The organism is Bradyrhizobium sp. UFLA06-24 (genome assembly GCF_054967145.1).
This window is the reverse complement of the sequence record NZ_JADFUE010000001.1, coordinates 399,228-419,389: the sequence shown is the minus strand read 5'-3', so window position 1 is coordinate 419,389 and position 20,162 is coordinate 399,228. Positions and strand designations below refer to the sequence as shown.

The following is a 20,162-nucleotide window of genomic DNA, read 5'->3' as shown; positions in this document are numbered from 1 at the left end:
GAGAATCCATAACCACGATCGGGAGTATGGATTCCGGGCCTGCGCCTTACGGCGCATCCCGGAATGACGAAAAGGATCACCGCGTCCTGCGAAACGTCAGATTGATCCTGATACGCCCCAGCAGCGCGTGCTCGCCTTCTGCAAGCGGCGCGACGCCGTGATAGGCAAGCCTGGAGGGTCCACCCCAGACAACGACGTCGCCATGGACCAGCCGAAAACGCCGCGGCTTGTCGCTGCGCGCAAGGCCGCCGAACAGGAAGGTCGCTGGCAGGCCGAGCGAGGCCGAGACGATCGGCGCCGAATAGTCGAGCTCATCCTTGTCCTGGTGCAGCGACAGCCGCGTGCCGGGCTCGTAGCGATTGACGAGACAGGCATCCGGCGCGAAGTTTTGGAAGCCCCCCTGCTCCGCCGCGCGGCGGGCGAGATCGCACAGTACCGGCGGCATCGCCGGCCATGGCGCACCGGTCTTGGGATCGATGGGATCATAGCGATAGCCGGTGTGATCGGTGATCCAGCCGCGCTCGCCGCAATTGGTCATCGCCACCGACATCTGGTAGCCGCCGGGCGTCGTCATGCGGCGGAACGGCGATTGCGCGACGATCGCGCGCACGGCTTCGATCAACTCGTTCTCGATCGGCCTGACAAAACCGCGCAGCAGCACGGCGCCGTCGGCGATCTCCTCACGGGACGGCTGCGCCTCGGCAACGTTGTCGAACAAATCAGCCGTCAATCGGAATTCTCATTTGGCATCGTGAAAGATCACACCCAGCGTGTGGCGCTGGCCGGACCTGATGCGGCTGACGCCATGGCGGAGATTAACGCGATAGGTGCCGCGTGTCCCCTGCACCGGGCGGTGATGCACAGCGAAAGCGACCGCATCGCCCTGCGCCAGCGGCACGACTTCGGCACGGGATTGCATGCGCGGGCGCTGCTCAGTCAGCACGAATTCACCGCCGGTGAAGTCGCGCCCCGGCTCGGACAGCAGGATCGCGACCTGAAGCGGGAACACGTGCTCGCCATAGAGATCCTGGTGCAGGCAGTTGTAGTCGCCGGCCTCGTATTGCAGCAGCAGCGGCGTCGGCCGCGCCTGGCCCGCCTCGTGGCAGCGCTTCAGGAACGCCGCATGCGCGGCGGGATAGTGGATGTCGATCCCCATCGCCTGGTTCCAGCTATTGGCAACGGCTTGCAAATGCGCATAGAGCGCCGGACGCAGCTCCGCGATGAGATCAGGCAACGGGTAGGAGAAATATTTGTATTCGCCGCGGCCAAAGCCGTGGCGCCCCATGACGATGCGGCTGCGGAAGTGGGCGTCGTCGGGATAGAGCGCGGCGATGGCAAAGCACTGCTCGGGCGTGAGCAGGTGTTTCAGAACGGCGCAGCCCTGAGAGTCGAGCTCGGCGGTGATTTGGGGCCAGTCGAGGGCGTCCACGTGGGTTGTGAGGTCCGCGGCGAGATTAGCAGGTGACTTGCGTGCTGTTGCTGTCATGGCTACGCCTTTCGCAAAACTATCCCGCCCCGCGCCACCCGATTTCCGATGACTTGCTCCGTCCGTCATTGCGAGCGGAGCGAAGCAATCCTGAGCTTCCCCCAAATCGGTGGACACCTATAGCTTAGGTAGCGAGAGGTGTCAGATGGCGAGACGGCAGCGTCGGTCCTATTCGGACGAGTACAAGCGGCAGGCAGTTGATCTGGTTTTGTCGAGCGGCCGCTCGGCGAAGTCGGTGTCGAAGGAGCTCGGGCTTGACGGCTCCGTGCTGAGCCGATGGGTGAAGGAGCGGGGCACGGTGGCAGCCGGCGGCAGCGCTGCGGCGCCCACGTCGCAAGCGGCGGTGCCGTCGGCGGACCAAGCCGACGTGATTGCGCGGTTGCAGCGGGAAAACGAGCAGCTGCGCATGGAGCGCGATATTTTAAAAAAGTCGATCGCGATCTTTGCTGGACCCCGGACATGAGGTTCCGCTTCATCGAAGATCGCCGCGCGGACTATCCAGTGAAGGTCATGTGCCGTGTGCTCGGCGTCTCGCCCGCGGGCTACTACGCCTGGCGGTCGCGGCCGGAAAGCCCCCGGGCCATGGCCAATCGAGAGCTGCTGGAGGACATCAAGCGGGTTCATCGCGACAGTCATGGCCGCTACGGCAGCCCGCGCATCCATGCCGAGCTCAAGGCCCAGGGACACCATGCCAGCCGTGGCCGAATCGAGCGGCAGATGCGCCATCATGGCGTTCGAGCCATCTCCGCCGGGCCACGACGATGCCGCACCACCGATAGCGGGCATGGCTTCCCGATCGCGCCCAACTTGCTCGGCCGAAACTTCTCCGCCGCCATGCGCAATCAGGTCTGGCTCGCCGACATCACCTATGTCTGGACCGGTCAGGGATGGTTGTACCTGGCCGCCGTCATGGACCTGTACAGCCGTCGTATCGTGGGCTGGGCGATGGACGACCATCTCCGTGCCGAATTGCCGCTCGCCGCGCTACGAATGGCGATCAAGGCACAAAAGCCCGGCGCTGGCCTGATCCATCATTCCGATCGCGGCATCCAATATGCTTCAACCGAGTACCGCCAAGCGCTGCAGGCCGCCGGCTTCCGCCCCTCGATGAGCCGCAGAGCCGACTGCTACGACAATGCCCCGATGGAAAGCTTCTTCCACACGCTCAAGATCGAACTGATCCATCACCGTCAATATGCGACCCGCGACGAAGCTGAGCGCAACATCTTCGCCTACGTCGAGGGCTTCTACAACCATCACCGCAGACACTCGGCCATCGGCTATATCAGCCCGGTCGAGATGGAGCTAAGATCGGCTTGATCCCTGTCCACTTTTTTGGGGGAAGATCAATCCAGGCTCGCTTCGAGGAGGGATTCTGGATTGCTTCGTCGCAAGAGCTCCTCGCAATGACGCAGGGAGAGAGTTACGGCGCAACCACTGCGGAAGCGCCTCTGGCCTCAGCCCCGCACCGGCAGCGTCGCCACGTCATATCCGTGCGTGATCGTGCGCTTCAGCACGGGATCTTCCAGCTCGAACTCGAAGCGTTCGGCGGGACGGATGCCGCCTTTGGCGGCGAAGGTTCCGCCGAACATGGCGCAGCCATCGGGGAACTTGCCGCCCTCGAAGCCGCGCGCGATCAGCTCGGTGACCGGCAGCATCGCATCCAGCGTACCCTCCTGGTAGAGCACGCGCTCACCTTTGATCGTGGCGTAGGAGCGCAAGATCATCCTGTCCCAATGGCCGATGACGTCGTCGAGCTCCCACAGCGTGGAGGCGATCGGCTTGTCGCACATCTGCTTGGAGACCGTGACGTTGTAGGCCTCGACCTTGCGGTCGGTGTGGTCGGAGCCGCAGCCGACGAAGATGCGGCCCTGCCAGCCGATCAGCACGAACTCGACCTCGCCGGAGGAATCGCCGCCGGTGCATTCGATGCTGTCTTCCTGGGTCAGCCGCCGTGCCGAGGCACGGTAGTAGATCGGCGTCGACGCCGGCGGTGCGATGCCCATCTCTTGCAGCTCTTTGATGTGCTTGTCGCGCGCGACCGGATCGCGGCCGGTCCAGCCGGCGATGACCATCTGGTCGATCGCCAGGGTCAGCGGCGTGGTGGTGTCCTGGGCATCAACGGTGAAAGTGAGGTCAAACACGAATGACGGTCTCCATGCCGGCAGCAAGTTCAAAGATACGGCGATCGGACCCGCCGGCACCCGCAAGCATCAAGCCGACGGGGATATCGCCCTCCCGATGCGCGGGCAGCGAGATGGCACAGCCGTCGATCATGTTGATCAGGGTGCAGTTGCGCAGCGCGCGCAGGTTTTGCGCGGTGAACGCCTTGTCGTCGGCAAGGTCTGCGATCTTCGGCGGCGTGTTGGCCGTGGTCGGCAGCACCAAGGCGTCATAGGGCGCGATGCGCGCATTGACGCGGGCGATCAGCGAGCGGCGCTCGTTGAGCAGATCGATGTAGTCGGCCGCGCTCTGCGCCTCGCCGCGCATGATGCGGACGGCGACACGGGGATCGTAGACGTCGCCCTTGGCGGTGATGAGATAGCGATGCCAGGCATAGCTCTCGGATGCGGCAAAGCCGCCCTTGGCGTTCATCGGGCCGATGTCATGGAACTCCGCCATCTCGATGCGTTCGATGACGGCGCCGTGGTCGGAAAGCGTCTTCAGTGCGCGCTCGAAAGTCTCGGCAACCTCCGCATCGAGATCGTCGAGCGCAATCGTGGTCGGCACCGCCAGCCGCATGCCCTTCACGGGACGTGGCTTCAGCGCGACGTTCGGCTCGTTGGCGAGCACCGCATCCATTATGGCACAGCAACTGACCGAACGCGCCAAGGGTCCGATACTGTCGAGCGAGAAGGACAGCGGCACGGTGCCATCGAGCGGCACGCGGCGCTGCGTCGGCTTGTAGCCGACGATGCCGTTGAAGGCCGCCGGAATGCGGCAGGAGCCGCCGGTGTCGGTGCCAAGCGCGCCATGCGCCATGCCATCGAGCACGGACACCGCCGCACCCGAGGACGAGCCGCCGGGCACGTGGCCCTCGGCCCGGTTCCAGGCGCCCTTCGGCGTGCCGTAATGCGGATTGATACCGATGCCGGAATAGGCGAACTCGGTCATGTTGGTGCGCCCGATCACGACGAAGCCAGCCTTGCGCAGGCGCGCCACCGCCGGCGCATCGTGCTCGGCCGGATCGGAATCGTCGAGCGCGCGGGAGCCGGCCCGCGTCGTCTGCCCCTTGATGTCGAACAGATCCTTGATCGAGACCGGGATGCCGGCATAGCGCGACGGCGCGGCTTTGGCCTTGCGCAGGCCGTCCATCGCATCCGCAACCGCCAGCGCGGCGTCCTTGTCGACATGGAGGAAGGTGCGCTGCCCTTCGCCGGCGGGATCGGCGATCCTGGCGATACAGGCTTCGACCAGTTTTCGGGAGGTCGTGCGACCGCTTTCGAGGTCTTCGGCGAGCTTCGCCAATGTCGGGAAATCGGGCATGTCTGTCTCACGGAATATTTGCGCGCGCAATCTATAGCGCGGCCTAAGTTCGACACAAGCATTGTGCGCATGATGGCATGCATGCGCATTGCTGGACCGTTGACGCACGATAGCCGATTGTCGCATCAAGATCGAAACAGGCGGGCACGAAGCCCGCCGTTTGGGAGGGTTTTCCGAGATGGCCGAACCGCAGCGTGCGCGACCGAAACCGACGCCGGAGACCCAGCACTTCTGGGACGGCACCAAGGCGGGCGAGCTGCGCCTGCAGCGTTGCGACGCCTGCGCGCATGTCTATTTCCCACCGCGTCCGTTCTGCCCGTCCTGCGCCTCGCGCAAGGTCAGCGTCTTCAAGGCGAGCGGCAAGGGCTTCCTCTACAGCTATGTGATCAACCACCGCCCCGCAGCGCCCGGCTTTACGCCACCTTATGCCATCGCCGTGGTCGAGCTTGCCGAGGGGCCGCGGATGATGAGCAACATCATCGACTGCCCGCAGACGCCGGAGGCACTCGAGCTCGACATGAAGCTCGAAGTCGCCTTCCAGCAGCTGGACGACAAGATCACTCTCCCCGTGTTCCGTCCGGCGAAAGGGTAGACCATGCGCAAGAACCAGGTTGCCGTGGTGGGCGCGGCCGAGACCACCGAGCTCGGTGTCATCCCCCATGCCTCGCAGCTCCAGCTGCACGCGGACGCGGCACTCAATGCCATTGCCGACGCCGGGTTGAAACTCTCCGACATTGACGGCTTTGCCACCGCGGTCGAGACGCCGCAGCAGGTCTGCCACTATCTCGGCATCAAGCCGACCTGGGTCGACGGCACCTCCGTCGGCGGGTGCTCGTTCATGCTGCATGTCCGCCATGCGGCTGCGGCGATCGAGGCCGGTCTGTGCAGGACCGTGCTGATCACCCACGCCGAGAGCGGCAAGTCGATGATCGGCAAGCAGCCGCGCTTCACCGCCGCGGACAGCCTCAACGGCCAGTTCGAGGCGCCCTATGGCGTCTACGGCCCGCCCAGCATGTTCCCGATCCCCGTGCTGCGCTTCATGAAGACCTACGGCATCACGCATGAGCAGCTCGCCTCGGTCGCTGTCGTGCAGCGGGAATGGGCAGCGAAGAATCCGCGCGCGATGATGAAAGATCCAATCACGGTCGCCGATGTCCTCAACTCGCGCATGATCGCCTATCCGTTCCGCCTGCTGCAGTGCTGCCTCGTCACCGACGGCGGCGGCGCGCTGATCCTGACGTCGGCCGATCGCGCCAAGGATTTTCCACGCAAGCCCGTCTATATCATGGGCACCGGCGAGAGCGTGGAGACGCCGATGGTCAGCCAGATGGAGACTTTTAATTCGTCGCGCGCGTTCAAGACCGCGGGGCCCCTTGCTTTCAAGGAGGCTGGCATCGCACACAAGGACGTGGATCATCTCATGATCTACGATGCCTTTGCGCATCTGCCGCTGTTCGGCCTCGGCGACCTCGGCTTCATGCCGCACGAGGAAACCGGCAAGTTCATCGCAGACGGCAACACCCGGCCCGGCGGCAAGCTGCCGCTCAACACCAATGGCGGAGGCCTCTCCTACATGCATTCGGGCATGTATGGCATGTACGCGCTTCAGGAGAGCGTGCGCCAGATGCGCGGCATCGCGCCGGCGCAGGTGCCGAACGCGAAGATTTCAGTGTGCCACGGCGTCGGCGGCATGTTCGCCGCCTCGGGCACGATCGTGTTTACGAACGAGAGGTAATCGATATGAGCAAATCACTGCAGGACAAGGTCATCATCGTCACCGGCGCGGGCCGTGGCATCGGGCGCGAGATCGCACTGCTTTGCGCCGGCGAGGGCGCCAAGGTCGTGGTCAACGATCCCGGCGGGGCCGCCGACGGCGCCGGTGCGAACGCCGCGCCGGCCGAGGAAGTGGTCGAGGAGATCAAGAAGCGCGGTGGCACCGCCGTGGCCAATTTCGAGTCGGTCGCCGAGGCGATCCCGGCCAGCAAGATCGTCAAGACCGCGACCGATCATTTCGGCCGGCTCGACGGCGTCGTCAACAATGCCGGCATCCTGCGCGACATGATCTTCCACAAGATGAGCGTGGAAGCGTTCGAGGCTGTCATCAAGGTGCATCTGATGGGCTCGTTCTATGTCAGCCACGCCGCGGCGCGCATCTTCCGCGAGCAGGAGTCGGGCTCCTTCGTGCACTTCACCTCGACCTCGGGTCTGATCGGCAATTTTGGCCAGGCCAACTACGCCGCCGCCAAGCTCGGCATCGTCGGTCTGTCGAAGTCGATCGCGCTCGACATGGGCCGTTTCAACGTCCGCTCCAACTGCGTCTCGCCGTTCGCCTGGACCCGCATGATCGGCACCATTCCCACCGAGACCGAAGCTGAGAAGGCGCGCGTCGAGAAGATCAAGCAGATGGGCCCGGAGAAGATCGCGCCGCTCTGCGGTTATCTGCTCGGCGATTCCGCCAAGGACGTCACCGGCCAGATCTTCGGCGTGCGCATGAACGAGATCTTCCTGTTCAGCCAGAACCGCCCGATCCGCTCGGTGCAGCGGAGCGAAGGCTGGACGCCGCAATCGATCGCGGAACATGGCATGCCGGCACTGAAGGGCTCGTTCTACAAGCTCGACCGCTCCGCGGACATCTTCACCTGGGATCCCGTCTAGCCTTATTTCAGGCATCTCTGCGCCGCGATCTCTGGTTGTCTTGTCCAGAGATCGCCCCGCTTTATGCCTGAATGCGGGCGAATGGTGTCCTCCCAACACAATCTTGGGAGGAAACCATGACAAGAATACTGACCAACCCCAACGACACTTCAGCAACGGAACCCGGCGGCCTCGGCCGCCGTACGCTCCTCAAGGGCGCCGCGACCGTCGCCGCCTCCGCCCTGCTGGCCTCCAGGGCCGATGCGCGCGACTACGGCGCCAATGCCGAGCCGCAGCGTTACCCCGACCCCGACATTGTCGTCATTGATCCCAAGCGCTTCAAGGCCAAGGTCGGCAACACCTCGATCAAGCGGCTCTATACCGGCTGCCTGTGGGCGGAGGGACCGGCCTGGAACGCGCAGGGCCAATATCTCGTCTGGAGCGACATCCCGGCCAACCGGCAGCTGCGCTATCTCGATGACGACGGCCACATTTCCGAGCAGTTTCACAAGCCCTCGAACGAGGCCAACGGCAACTCGTTCGACACCGAGGGCCGCCAAATCAGCGCCGAGCGCACCCGCCTCGTCCGCTACGAGCATGACGGCTCGGTCACAGCGCTCGCCGAGCAGGCCAACGGCAAGCCGCTCAACGGCCCGAACGACATGGTCGTGCACCCCAACGACAAGTCGATCTGGTTCACCGATCCCGGTTATGGCGCGATCAGCATCTACGAGGGCAAGCTCGCCAACACCGGCTCGGTCCAGCCTTACCAGAAGGAAGCCGTGTATCGGCTCGACGCGCAGTCCGGCCAGTTGACGAAAGTCGCCGACGAGCCGTTCAAGCCGAACGGCATCGCCTTCTCGCACGACTACAAGAAGGTCTATGTCTGCGACACCGGCATCACGCATTATCCGCAGGCGGAGAACGTGGTGTGGTCCTACGACCTCGACGGGACGAAGCTGTCGAACCCGAAGCGGCTGATCGACATGAAGCTCGACGGCAAGTCGGGCTTCCCCGACGGAATGCGCGTCGACACCGAAGGCAATATCTGGGTTGGCGCCGGCTGGGTCGGGCCGGGTTATGACGGCGTCCAGGTGTTCGCACCGACCGACGGCGCCCGCATCGGCCAGATCATGCTGCCGGAGACCTGCGCCAATCTCTGCTTCGGCGGCAAGAAGCGCAACCGCCTGTTCATGACCGCGAGCCAGTCGCTCTATGCGGTCTATGTGGAGACGCAGGGCGCGCACTTCTGTTAAAGGAAGCCTGTCTCCCTCCGCGTCATGGCCGGGCTTGTCCCGGCCATCCACGTTTTGCCGCGCGCCCGAAGAACGTGGATGCACGGGCATGACGGCTGAGCGAGCGTCCCTACCCCGTATTGCGCAACCCCGCCGAGATGCCGTTGATGGTGAGCTGAATCCCCCGCAGCACCTGCTCGTCCGGGTTCTGCGCGCGATGCTCCCGCAAGAGCTCGACCTGCACGTGATTGAGCGGGTCGAGATAGGGGAAGCGGTGCCGCACGGATCGCTCGAGCAGCGGGTTGCCTTGCAGCAGGCGGTCCTGACCCATGATGTCGAGCAGCGTCTCGATGCAGGAATGCCATTCGCGACGGATGCGGCCGAAGATTTTTTCGCGCAGGGCCTCGTCCGGTACCAGCTCGGCATAGCGCGAGGCGATCGCAATGGAGCTTTTCGCCAGCACCATGTCCATGTTCGACAGCAGCATGCGGAAGAACGGCCATTCCTGGTAAAGCTCTTTCAGGAACGGCATGCCCTTGTCGGGGTGCTCAGCGATCCACTGCTCGACCGCGCTGCCGAAGCCGTACCAGCCCGGCAGCATCAAACGGCATTGCGCCCAGGAGAACACCCAGGGAATTGCGCGCAGATCCTCGATGGCGCGGGTCTTCTTGCGCGAGGCCGGACGGCTGCCGATGTTGAGCGTGGCGATCTCGTTGATCACGGTCGAGGACCAGAAGTAGTCGACGAAGCCGTCGGTCTCGTAGACCAAGCCGCGATAGGCCTTGAAGGCGAGGTTCGACAATTCGTCCATCGCAATCAAGTATTCGCGGCGGGGCGCGCTCTGGCTCGGCTGCAACAGGCTCGCATCCAGCGTCGCAGCCGCCAGTATCTCGAGATTGTTGCGGCCGACTTCGGCGTTGGAGTATTTCGACGAGATGATCTCGCCCTGTTCGGTGATGCGTATCTGGCCGTTCACGGCCCCGCCGGGCTGCGCGACAATGGCGTCGTAGCTCGGACCGCCGCCGCGGCCGACGGAGCCGCCGCGGCCGTGGAACAGACGCAGCCGCACATGGTGTCGCTCGAACACCTCGACGAGGCCGATCTCGGCCTTGTAGAGCTCCCAGCCCGAGGTGACGAAGCCGCCGTCCTTGTTCGAGTCGGAATAGCCGAGCATCACCTCCTGCACGCTGCCGCGGCTGTCGACGAGGCGGCGGTAATCATGCACGGACAACATGCGATCCATGATGCCCGATGAGGCCTGCAGATCCTCGATGGTCTCGAACAGCGGCACGATGTTGATGGCGCTGCGGCCGGAGGGATGAACCAGCCCCACCTCCTTCAGCAGCACCGCGACCTCGAGCATGTCCGACATGCCCTTGCACATCGAGATGATGCATTGAGGAATCGCATCCGAGCCGAACATCGCATGCGCTTCCGCGGCGGCATGGAAGACGTTGAGCTCGCCCATGGTCTCGTCGCTGTACTTGACGAACGGCGACACCAGCGCGCGCGTCGAGCGCAACTCGTTGGTCAGCAGCGAGATGCGCGCCTCCTCGCCGAGCGCGAGATAGGACATGCCGGTATTGGCGGCATCCATCAGCTCCGCGATGGTGCGTTCGTGCACCGCAGAATTCTGCCGGATGTCGAGCCGGGCCAGATGAAAGCCGAAGCAATCCACCGCGCGCCGCAGCAACCGCAACCGGCCGCGGGCGATGACGCGGGCATTGTTCGAGATCAGCGAGCGGTGCAGCACGTCGAGATCGGCTTGCAGCTCCTTGACGTTCTGATAGGGCGCCCCCTTGCCGACCGGACGGCGGGTGATCTCGACCTCGAGCTTCTCGGCCGTGGCGGTCAGGCGGGCATAGATCCCGGACACCGCGAGACGATAGGGCTCACCACTCCGGTGCGGCGAGGTGTCGGGCGAGCGCTCCGCGAGCGTGCGCAGCTCCTCGGAGACATCGGCGAGATGGGCTGCGATCGACAATTCCGAACCGAGCACGTGCAGCTCTTCCAGGTAGAACTGCATGACCCGGCTCGACTGCAGCCGCAGCGTGCCGCGCATCACATCGGCGGTGACGAAGGGATTGCCGTCGCGGTCGCCGCCGATCCAGCTTCCCATGCGCAGGAACGAGGCGAGCTCGCCGGCCGCCGCGCCGCCCTCCTCCAGCCGGTCCTCCAGTGCGTTGACCAGCCGCGGCACCTCGCGCAGGAAAGTGTAGTCGTAGAACGACAGGCCGTTGGCGACCTCGTCGAGCACAGTGAGCTTGGTTCGGCGCAGCAGGTTGGTCTGCCACAGCGTCAGCACCTCGCGGCGGAGTTGCTCGTCGCTGGCGGCGGCCTCGTCCGCGGTCAGCGCGACGCGCTCGCGGCGGTCGAGCAAGGCCGCGACTTCCATCTCGCGGTCCATGGTGCTCTTGCGCCGGACCTCGGTCGGATGCGCGGTCAGCACCGGGCTGACGAGCGCGCTCCTGAAGAACTTGCGCAGTGCGTCGGCGCCAATCCCCGCGCTCTTGGCTTTGGCGAGCGTCTGAGCCAGGACGCCGGAACTGCCGTTCTTGCCGGCGCGCAGCTGACGGATGTTGTTCTGGTCCTCGGCGATGTTGGCGAGGTGCGAGAAATAGCTGAAGGCGCGGACGATCCGCACCGTCTCGGAGATCGACATGCTGTCGAGGATCTGCTCGAGCTCGCGGCGGGCGAGCCGGTCTTCATCACGGTGGAACCGGATCGAGGTCTGCCTGATACGCTCGACCAGGTCGAACACGTCGGCCCCCTCCTGGTCCCGCACCGTGTCGCCCAGGATACGCCCGAGCAGGCGGATGTCGTCGCGCAGCCGGACGTCCGCTTCCAGCGCCTGCACGTCCTCAGGGCGGTTCGGCCGGAGATCGGCGGCGTCGGACGATACGGTCTGGAGGGACATGGCTCGCTTCCCTTGCAGAGCTCCCAATGGCTCCTTGGTCGGGAGGAGTGTGCGATATTTTTCTACCGCAGTGCAAGATGAACTTGGGGGCGGCGCACACGCCAGCCGGATCAGGCCGGCACGATCACCTTGCCGATCGGCCAGAGCGCGATCCCCGCCAGCTTCAGATGCGCCCATGCAAAGGGAATGCCGATGATGGTGATCGCAAAGAGCACGGCAGTCAGCAGGTGGCCAAGCGCCAGCCACCAGCCGGCCAGCACGAGCCAGATGATGTTGCCGATCACCCCGAGCGGTCCGGTGCCGATATCGCCCATGCCGGTGACCTCGTCGCGGCTCACGGCGCGCGAGCCGAACGGCAGCAGCGTGTAGATGGCGATGTTGAAGGCCGCGCGCGCCCAGGGCAGGCCGATGATCGTGAGGGCCATGATGATCGACGCCACCAGCCAGCCGAATGCCATCCAGGCACCGCCGATGAGAATCCAGATGATGTTGAGCAGGATGGAAACGGGGGCCATGGGACGATCCGCAAGAGGATGATTTGACCATATAGCCACGAAAATAGTCGTTGCGAAGACAACGCCCGTGTCCACTCCCCGGTTTTATCTTTCGTGGGCCCAACGACCTCAACCACGAGCACCGGCGTCATCCTGAGGTGCGAGCCTTACGATGCTCCTGCATCGCAAGGCGAAGCCTCGAAGGATGGCCGCGGGCGCTTGCGGCCAATCCTGCGAGACGCCCAAGGGCGCGCACCTCAGGATGACGGTAGAGTTCGCGGAGAGGATTGTGGTCTCAGATATTTCGCCCCGCCCGCTCCCAATAGGGATCCCGCAGGCGGCGCTTGAAAATCTTGCCTGAGTCTTCGCGCGGTAGCCCCGCGCGGATCTCGATGTGCTTGGGCACCTTGTAGTCGGCGAGCGAGGTCTTCAGTCCTGCACGGATCTCGGCGGCATCGAGCGTAATGCCCGGCTGCGGTTCGACCACAGCCATCAGCGCCTCGCCGAATTCGGCGTCGGGGATGCCGAACACCGCGCAATCATGCACGCCAGGCAGGGTGTGCAGCACGGATTCGATTTCGGCCGGATAGATGTTGACGCCGCCGGAGATTACCATGTCGCGCTTGCGGTCGCAGATGAAGACGTAGCCGTCCTCGTCGATATAGCCGACGTCGCCTGAGGTGATGAAGCCGTCGCGATCGATCTCGGCGCGCTTCTCCGGCTTGTTGTGGTAGGTGAAGTCGGCCATTGCAGGCATGCGGGAATAGATCTCGCCGATATCGCCGACGCCGAGCACGCGGCCGTCTTCGCCGATGAAGCGCAGTTCGGCGCCGGGCGAGATCTTGCCGACAGTGCCCGGCTTCTTCAACGCATCCTCTGACGTTGCGAAGGTGACGGCGCTGGATTCGGTCGAGCCGTAGAACTCGTAGATCACCGGTCCCCACCATTCGATCATGGCGCGCTTGACGTCGGCCGGACATGGCGCGGCAGCGTGGATGACGTGGCGCAACGATGAGACGTCGTATTTCTTGCGAACCGCCTCGGGCAGCTTCATCAGGCGGATGAACATGGTCGGCACCATGAAGATGGTATCGATCTCAAAACGCTCGATCAGTTGCAGGAATTCTTCAGCCTCGAAACGCGGCATCAGCACCAGTGCGCCGCCGAGCTTGCCGGCGCGGATGCCGAAGGAGTTCGGCGCGGAATGATACAGCGGGCCCGGCAGGATCGCTCGGGCACCGGGCTTGAGGCCGTAGATCATCGCGCGCATGCGTTCGCCGGCGGCCTGCTGCTCCGGCGTCGGCGCGTTGCGGCGCACGCCCTTGGGATGGCCTGTCGTGCCGGACGTATAGATCATGTTCATCGGCTGCGGCACGACCGGACCGTCATAGGGCTGGAATTGCGCAAGCCAGGATTCGAAATCGATCGCGAAGTCGGGAGTCCCCAGATGATCGCGATCGATCTTGTAGTTGGAGAGGATTTCCGGCGGTGTCGGCACGCTGAGCACGGTGACGCCTTTTGGAATCGCGTCGCGCAAGGCGTGGAGCATGTCGGCATGGCCGATCAGCACGGATGTGCCGGTGTCGCCAAGGATGTAGTTGATCTCCTCCGGCTTGAAGTGCCAGTTGATCGGCACGCCGTAGGCGCCGAGCCGCATCGCGGCGTAGGCCGCTTCAAGGAAAGCGATGTCGTTCCGCATCAGCATGCAGACGCAGTCGCCTTGGCGGACGCCGATCTTGGCGAGGCCGGAGGCGATACGATCGGCGCGATTGGCGACTTCGGCGTGAGTGCGATCGCGTTCGCCGGAGACAATGCCAAGGAAGGTGGACGTTTCGCTCATTGTTGTTGTCCGATCTTTCGTCGGGTTAGGAACTTCGGCGACAACCGCCCTCGTCATTCCGGGATGCGCCGTAGGCGCAAGCCCGGAATGACGAGCTCAATCCGCAAACTTCGGCGCGCGCTTCTCCAGATTGGCGCGCACCGCCTCGGTCTGGTTGGCGCTGCCGATCAGCTTCTGCTGCTCGACGGATTCGGCCAGCAGCGCGCCACCCGGATCGACCGAGAGATTATTGAGCAAGCGCTTGGCGGCGCGGATCGCGTCGGGACTCTTGCCGGCGATTTCGCGCGCGGCTTGGAGCGCGGCTGCGCGCGGGTCGTCGCAGATGCGGGTGGCGAGGCCATACGTCATCGCCTCCTGCGCAGAGAAGATGCGGCCGGTGTAGGTGAGATCGCGCAGGATGTCGTCGCGGACGAGGCTCGCCAGGATCGGCGTTCCCGCCATGTCAGGCACGAGCCCCCATTTGATTTCCATGATCGACATTCGCGCATCTGCCGAGAGAAAGCGCATGTCGGCACCGAGCGAGAGCTGAAAGCCGCCGCCGAAGGCGACGCCGTGCACCGCCGCGATCACCGGTACCGGAAGCTGACGCCAGCCCCAGACCGCGGCTTGCGGGAAGTTCGCCTGGCCGTGTGTTCGCTTGGTGAGATCGCGATTTTCGCCACCCGGAATTCCATTGCCGCCCTTCTCCTTCATGGCGGCAAAACGCCCCATGTCGAGGCCGGCGCAGAATGCACGGCCTTCACCTGAGAGCACGACGGCGCGAACGCCCTTTTCCTTCGAAAGCCGCTCGGTTGCCGCAACAAGGGCCTCGAACATGGGCTGATCGAGCGCATTCATCTTGTCCGCGCGCACCAAGCGCACGTCGGCGACGCCTTCCGAAATCGAGATCGAGACGCGCTCTTCCATGGATGAATTCTCCCCTGTTCTTGTTCGGTGCCGCTTTACAGAAAGCTGTCGGCCGGATTTAGTCAATCGACCAATTAACTGACAATCCGTACGGGAGAAACAGCCATGTTCAAGGAAAATCTTCTGGCTGGGCGGCGCATTCTCGTGACTGGCGGCGGCACCGGGCTCGGCAAGTCGATGGCGGCGCGCTTCCTCCAGCTCGGCGCCGAGGTGCACATCTGCGGCCGGCGCAAGATCGTCTGCGACGAGACCGCGACCGAGCTGATGGATCAGTATGGCGGCCGCGTCACCAGCCATGGGGTCGACATCCGCAACGCGCTCGCGGTCGAGGAGATGGTCGAGACCATCTTTCGCGATGGGCCGCTCACCGATCTCATCAACAACGCCGCCGGCAATTTCATCTCGCGCACCGAGGAGCTGTCGCCGCGCGGCTTCGATGCCGTCGCCAACATCGTCATGCACGGCACGTTCTACGTGACCCATGCGGTCGGCAAGCGCTGGATCGCGTTGAAGCAGCCCGGCAATGTCGTCTCGATCACGGTGACCTGGGTGCGCAACGGCTCGCCCTATGTGGTGCCGTCGGCCATGAGCAAGTCGGCGATCCACGCCATGACGATGTCGCTCGCCACCGAATGGGGCCGCTATGGTATCCGCCTCAACACCATCGCGCCGGGGGAAATCCCGACCGAGGGCATGAGCAAGCGCATCAAGCCGGGTGACGAGGCCGGCGCGCGCACCAAGGCGATGAACCCGATGGGCCGCGTCGGCACCATGGAGGAGCTGCAGAACCTCGCGACATTCCTGATCTCCGGCGGCTGCGACTGGATCAACGGCGAGACCATCGCCATGGACGGCGCCCAGGCGCTCGCGATGGGCGGCAATTTCTATCAACTGCGCGACTGGAGCGACGACGACTGGAAAACCGCGCGCGAGAGCATCATGGCGCAGAACGAGAAGGATCGGGCGAAGCGGGGGTAATCTCTCGTGCCCGGACGCATCGCAGCAGCGTTGCAGCGCGTCCGGGACACGAAGCCGCGGCCGATTTCTCCCTTCTTGTCTTCACGCGCGGATGACGCCACACTCTCCGGCACAAAAACAAAACGCCACACGGGGGAAACATGTCCACACAGCCATTGGCTGATCTCGCCGACATGGTGCGCGAGCGCGCGAAGAGCCGCGGCAGCGCGATCGCCTACGAGTTCGAAGGCCGCGTCACCAGCTTTGCCGAGTTCGAGGTCAAGACCAATAAGGTCGCCAATGCGCTTCTCGCCATGGGCGTGAAGAAGGGCGACCGCATCGCCTATCTCGGCAAGAACAGCGACATCTATTTCGAGCTCCTGATGGGCGCAATCAAGGCCGGAGTGGTCATAGCGCCGGTGAACTGGCGGCTCGCCGGGCCCGAGGTCGCCTTCATCGTCGCGGATTGCCAAGCGCCGGTGCTGTTCGTCGGGCCGGAGTTCATTACACTGGCTCGCCAGATCAGAGATCAGCTTCCGGGCGTGCGCACCGTCATCACCACCGAAGGCGGCGCGCCGGAATGGCAGGATTTCACGGCCTGGCGCGATGCGCAGAGCGGCGATGATCCGAAGGTGCCGATCGACAGCAAGGACATCGCGATCCAGCTCTACACGTCGGGGACGACGGGCAAGCCGAAGGGCGCGATGCTGAGCCACGCGAACTTCCTCAATCTGGTGCAGACCGGAAACGCCGAGGACAAGCCGGAGTGGAACCGGTGGTCGACCGACGACGTCTCGCTGGTGGCGATGCCGATCTTCCACATCGGCGGCTCCGGTTGGGGTGTGATGGGACTTTATCACGGCGCCCGCGGGGTCATTGCGCGCGAGTTCGACCCGACCAAGGTGCTGGATTTCTTCGAGCAGTCGGGCATCACGAAGCTGTTCATGGTGCCGGCGGCGATGCAATTCGTGGTGCGGCAGCCGCGCGCCAGGTCGATGGACTTCTCGCGCCTCAAATACATGCTCTATGGCGCCTCGCCGATTCCGGCGGCGCTGCTGAAGGAGTGCATCGAGGTCTTCAAGTGCGGCTTCGTGCAGATGTACGGCATGACCGAGACGACCGGCACCATCGTCGCGCTGCCGCCGGAGGACCACGTCGAGGGCCTGGAGCGGATGCGCTCGGCCGGCAAGGCGCTGCCGGGCGTCGAGATCGCCATTCTTGATGCAGACGGCACCCCGCTGCCGCCGCGCCAGGTCGGCGAGATCGCCACGCGTTCGGGCTCGAACATGGCGGGCTACTGGAATCTGCCGGAGGCGACGGCCGCGACGCTCCGCAGTGACGGCTGGTTGCGTACCGGCGATGCCGGCTACATGGACGAGGACGGCTATCTCTATATCCACGACCGCATCAAGGACATGATCATCTCCGGCGGCGAGAACATCTATCCCGCCGAGGTCGAGAGCGCGCTATGCGATCATCCTGATGTCGCCGAAGCCGCGGTGATCGGCGTGCCTGACGACATCTGGGGCGAAGCCGTGAAGGCAGTCGTGGTGATGAAGCCGGGCAAACAGGCGAGCGCCACCGACATCATCAACTTTACCCGGACACGCATCGCCGGCTACAAGACGCCGAAGAGCGTCGAGTTCCTGCCGGCACTGCCGCGCAATCCCTCAGGCAAGATCCTGCGGCGCCAGTTGCGCGAGCCGCATTGGGCGGGGAAGGAGCGAAGGGTGAACTAGTTGATCCAGCATCCTCCACGGAGACATTGCTGGATTGCTTCGCTGCGCTCGCAATGACGGTGTGGAGGCAGAAGCGCGCCTCTCTCCTCCGTCATTGCGAGGAGCCGTTGCGACGAAGCAATCCAGACTGTCACCGCGAGAAGCGGTGCCGTAGGGTCGGCAAAGGTACGCGTTTAATGCTTCCCCGGCCCCATATAGCCGAACAGGAATCCCGCGACTTTCCGCATCTGGATCTCCTCGCTGCCTTCGGTGATGCGGTAGCGCCGATGATGCCGGTAGATATGCTCGAACGGTTTGTGGCGCGAATAGCCCATGCCGCCGTGGACCTGCATGGCGCGGTCGGCGGATTCGCAGCAGAGGCGGTTTGCCCAGTAATTGCACATCGAGATGCGGTCGGAGAGCGTGCGCTCGATCTGCTCCTCGGTGAGCTGGTCCATCTCCCAGGCGGTCTTGCGGATCAACAGGCGCAGCATCTCCGCCTGCGTGGCAAGCTCGACGAGCGGGAACTGGATCGCCTGGTTCTCGGCGAGCGCCCTGCCGAACGGCTTGCGCTCGCGCGCATATTTGACACTCTCGTTGATGCAGTAGACGGCCGCGCCGAGCGAGCTCGCGGCCTGGCGGATGCGGTTCTGGTGGACAAAGCATTGCGCCAGCGACAGGCCGCGGCCGACGTCGCCGAACTGCGCATCCTCGGGCACGAACACGTCCGTAAAGCTGACGCGGGGGTGATCGGTCGGCATGTTGAAGGTCCACATATATTCCTCGACCTTCACGCCGGGCGTCTTCGCCGGCACCAGGAAGCAGGTGATGCCGCGGGCATCGCCGTCGTTGCCGGAGGTGCGCGCGAACAGTGCGCAATGCGTGGCGACGTGCATGCCCGTCGTCCACATCTTCTCGCCATTGATGATCCAGCCCTTGAGGTTGTCGCGGGTCGCCGGCACCGCACGCGTCTCCATGTGGGTGGCATCCGAGCCGTGATGCGGTTCGGTGAGGCCGAAGGTGATGCGGTACTTGCCCCTGATGGAACCGTCGATCATCGCCTTCTGGTCGTCGCGGCCGTAGCGATCGAGCATCGTGACGACAGGGAAATTGCCGACGACCGAGTGTTCGTTCTGCAGGTCATTGTGCAGGCCGAGGCCCTTGGCCGCAAAATGTTCGCGGATCACGGCCATCCAGAGGTTGGAGCCGTCCTTGCCGCCATATTGCTTCGGCACCGGAAAGCGCAGGTGGCCGGCGGCATCGGCGAGATCCTTGGCCTTCCGCAGCAACGCTTCCCATTCGTGCCGCGGCAGGCCGCCATTCTCGAAATCGGTACGGGCCCATTCGCGGCGATGATCGAAGAAGCGGATGTTGTCGTCGGCCTCTTCCAGCGGCTTGATCTCGCGTTCGATGAAACGGTCGAGCTCTCCGAGGTATGCGACGAGATCGGCAGGCAATGAGAAATCCACGGCTCTCTCCCGGATTGATTTTTGTCGTTTTGCGTTGAGGCGCTAGGCGCGTCCCTGCTTTGCACGAATAAGGTGAGAAGAGCCCGCGCAAGTCAAGCAAGCCGAGAGTCGCGAGGCGCAAAGCGCACCCGCGCAATTCGATGGCGCGCCGGCGCCTTCGCGGGGTAGTATGGCCCCAATACTCCTTGACGAGAAAATGCGGGAGCACGCGATGGAGCTGAAATTCTCGAAGGTGGAACGCAAGGGACCGATCACGATCGTGACGCTGTCGCGGCCCGAGGTCTATAACGCGATGCACATCGATGCGCATTTCGAGCTCAACAAGGTGTTCGACGATTTTTCCTCCGATCCAGAGCAATGGGTCGCGGTCGTCACCGGCGCTGGCGACAAGGCGTTCTGCGCCGGCAATGATCTGAAGTGGCAGGCGGCGGGAGGAAAACGCGGCTGGGACAAGGGCGGCTTCGCCGGCCTCACCGCGCGCTTCGACTGCGACAAGCCGATCATCGCCGCGGTGAACGGCGTTGCCATGGGCGGCGGCTTCGAGATTGCGCTCGCCTGCGACCTCATCATTGCCTCGGAGAACGCGACCTTCGCACTGCCCGAGCCACGCGTCGGACTTGCCGCGCTCGCCGGCGGCCTGCACCGACTGCCGCGGCAGATCGGGCTGAAGCGCGCCATGGGCATGATCCTTACCGCGCGTCACGTCAGCGCCAAGGAGGGTTTCGAGCTCGGCTTCGTCAACGAGGTGGTGCCGCAGGGCGAGGCGCTCGCGGCCGCGCTGCGCTGGGCGGAGATGATCACCAGGAATTCGCCGATGTCGATCCGGGCGTCCAAGCAGACCATCCGGAAGGGCCTCGCAGTGTCGCTGGAGCAGGCGATCGAGGAACAGCGCGAGTATCCCGCGGTGAAGGCGATGGTGGCCTCGCAGGATTACATCGAGGGCCCGAAAGCGTTCTCCGAGAAGCGGCCACCCAAATGGGTTGGGAGGTAGGCCTCTGTCATTCCGGGGCGCGCCCGCTT

The 20,162-nt window shown here is 64.2% G+C and carries 17 protein-coding genes; 8 read left to right on the top strand and 9 right to left on the bottom strand.

Annotated elements, in window-relative coordinates:
• Positions 1-76: 76 nt before the first annotated feature.
• Positions 77-730, bottom strand: coding sequence for a DNA oxidative demethylase AlkB (alkB, locus tag IF809_RS01865; protein WP_128967414.1), 654 nt, complete (start codon positions 728-730; stop codon positions 77-79).
• A gap of 9 nt (positions 731-739) precedes the next feature.
• Complete coding sequence (locus tag IF809_RS01860) at positions 740-1,486, bottom strand: 2OG-Fe(II) oxygenase (protein ID WP_128967415.1); 747 nt, start codon at positions 1,484-1,486, stop codon at positions 740-742.
• A 145-nt stretch (positions 1,487-1,631) separates the two neighbouring features.
• On the opposite strand from IF809_RS01860, the gene IF809_RS01855 reads away from it, so the two are divergent.
• A protein-coding gene (locus IF809_RS01855) for an IS3 family transposase (protein ID WP_462836727.1) occupies positions 1,632-2,806 on the top strand; the annotation gives its coding sequence in 2 pieces (ribosomal slippage) (positions 1,632-1,941 and positions 1,941-2,806; 1,176 coding nt in all).
• A gap of 137 nt (positions 2,807-2,943) precedes the next feature.
• Here the strand turns inward: IF809_RS01855 and IF809_RS01850 are convergent.
• On the bottom strand, positions 2,944-3,630 hold the full coding sequence (locus IF809_RS01850) for a DUF2848 domain-containing protein (RefSeq protein ID WP_128967417.1): 687 nt from the start codon (positions 3,628-3,630) through the stop codon (positions 2,944-2,946).
• Positions 3,623-4,972: an amidase gene (locus IF809_RS01845; RefSeq protein ID WP_128967418.1), complete on the bottom strand. Its 1,350-nt coding sequence runs from the start codon at positions 4,970-4,972 to the stop codon at positions 3,623-3,625. Before IF809_RS01845 ends, IF809_RS01850 begins: the two co-directional genes overlap by 8 nt.
• 178 nt (positions 4,973-5,150) lie before the next feature.
• On the opposite strand from IF809_RS01845, the gene IF809_RS01840 reads away from it, so the two are divergent.
• The 4 genes from IF809_RS01840 (at position 5,151) to IF809_RS01825 (ending at position 8,862) form a co-directional block, all read left to right on the top strand.
• The gene (locus IF809_RS01840; RefSeq protein WP_128967419.1) at positions 5,151-5,564 is read left to right on the top strand and encodes a Zn-ribbon domain-containing OB-fold protein; all 414 of its coding nucleotides are present in this window, start codon (positions 5,151-5,153) and stop codon (positions 5,562-5,564) included.
• 3 nt (positions 5,565-5,567) lie between these two features.
• The gene (locus IF809_RS01835; RefSeq protein ID WP_128967420.1) at positions 5,568-6,707 is read left to right on the top strand and encodes a thiolase C-terminal domain-containing protein; all 1,140 of its coding nucleotides are present in this window, start codon (positions 5,568-5,570) and stop codon (positions 6,705-6,707) included.
• A 5-nt stretch (positions 6,708-6,712) separates the two neighbouring features.
• Positions 6,713-7,627 carry an SDR family NAD(P)-dependent oxidoreductase gene (locus IF809_RS01830; RefSeq protein WP_128967421.1) on the top strand — a complete coding sequence of 305 codons (915 nt, stop codon included), beginning with the start codon at positions 6,713-6,715 and terminating at the stop codon, positions 7,625-7,627.
• A 116-nt stretch (positions 7,628-7,743) separates the two neighbouring features.
• The gene (locus IF809_RS01825) at positions 7,744-8,862 is read left to right on the top strand and encodes an SMP-30/gluconolactonase/LRE family protein (protein ID WP_462836673.1); all 1,119 of its coding nucleotides are present in this window, start codon (positions 7,744-7,746) and stop codon (positions 8,860-8,862) included.
• A 109-nt stretch (positions 8,863-8,971) separates the two neighbouring features.
• Here IF809_RS01825 and ppc read toward each other — a convergent pair whose 3' ends face one another.
• The 4 genes from ppc to IF809_RS01805 form a co-directional block, all read right to left on the bottom strand.
• Complete coding sequence (gene ppc, locus IF809_RS01820; RefSeq protein ID WP_462836672.1) at positions 8,972-11,758, bottom strand: phosphoenolpyruvate carboxylase; 2,787 nt, start codon at positions 11,756-11,758, stop codon at positions 8,972-8,974.
• 110 nt (positions 11,759-11,868) lie between these two features.
• Complete coding sequence (locus IF809_RS01815) at positions 11,869-12,273, bottom strand: YccF domain-containing protein (protein ID WP_128967424.1); 405 nt, start codon at positions 12,271-12,273, stop codon at positions 11,869-11,871.
• A 274-nt stretch (positions 12,274-12,547) separates the two neighbouring features.
• Positions 12,548-14,092 carry an acyl-CoA synthetase gene (locus IF809_RS01810; RefSeq protein WP_462836671.1) on the bottom strand — a complete coding sequence of 515 codons (1,545 nt, stop codon included), beginning with the start codon at positions 14,090-14,092 and terminating at the stop codon, positions 12,548-12,550.
• Between the two features lie 96 nt (positions 14,093-14,188).
• Complete coding sequence (locus tag IF809_RS01805) at positions 14,189-14,998, bottom strand: crotonase/enoyl-CoA hydratase family protein (protein WP_128967426.1); 810 nt, start codon at positions 14,996-14,998, stop codon at positions 14,189-14,191.
• A 105-nt stretch (positions 14,999-15,103) separates the two neighbouring features.
• Here IF809_RS01805 and IF809_RS01800 point away from each other — a divergent pair, with 105 nt between their 5' ends.
• Both IF809_RS01800 and IF809_RS01795 read left to right on the top strand, forming a co-directional pair.
• On the top strand, positions 15,104-15,976 hold the full coding sequence (locus tag IF809_RS01800; RefSeq protein ID WP_128967427.1) for an SDR family oxidoreductase: 873 nt from the start codon (positions 15,104-15,106) through the stop codon (positions 15,974-15,976).
• Between the two features lie 140 nt (positions 15,977-16,116).
• Positions 16,117-17,694 carry a fatty acid--CoA ligase gene (locus tag IF809_RS01795; RefSeq protein WP_462836670.1) on the top strand — a complete coding sequence of 526 codons (1,578 nt, stop codon included), beginning with the start codon at positions 16,117-16,119 and terminating at the stop codon, positions 17,692-17,694.
• Positions 17,695-17,867: 173 nt separating this feature from the next.
• Here the strand turns inward: IF809_RS01795 and IF809_RS01790 are convergent, their stop codons facing one another.
• Positions 17,868-19,142 carry an acyl-CoA dehydrogenase family protein gene (locus IF809_RS01790; protein ID WP_128967429.1) on the bottom strand — a complete coding sequence of 425 codons (1,275 nt, stop codon included), beginning with the start codon at positions 19,140-19,142 and terminating at the stop codon, positions 17,868-17,870.
• Positions 19,143-19,353: 211 nt separating this feature from the next.
• On the opposite strand from IF809_RS01790, the gene IF809_RS01785 reads away from it, so the two are divergent.
• On the top strand, positions 19,354-20,133 hold the full coding sequence (locus IF809_RS01785) for an enoyl-CoA hydratase-related protein (RefSeq protein ID WP_128967430.1): 780 nt from the start codon (positions 19,354-19,356) through the stop codon (positions 20,131-20,133).
• Positions 20,134-20,162 lie beyond the last annotated feature (29 nt).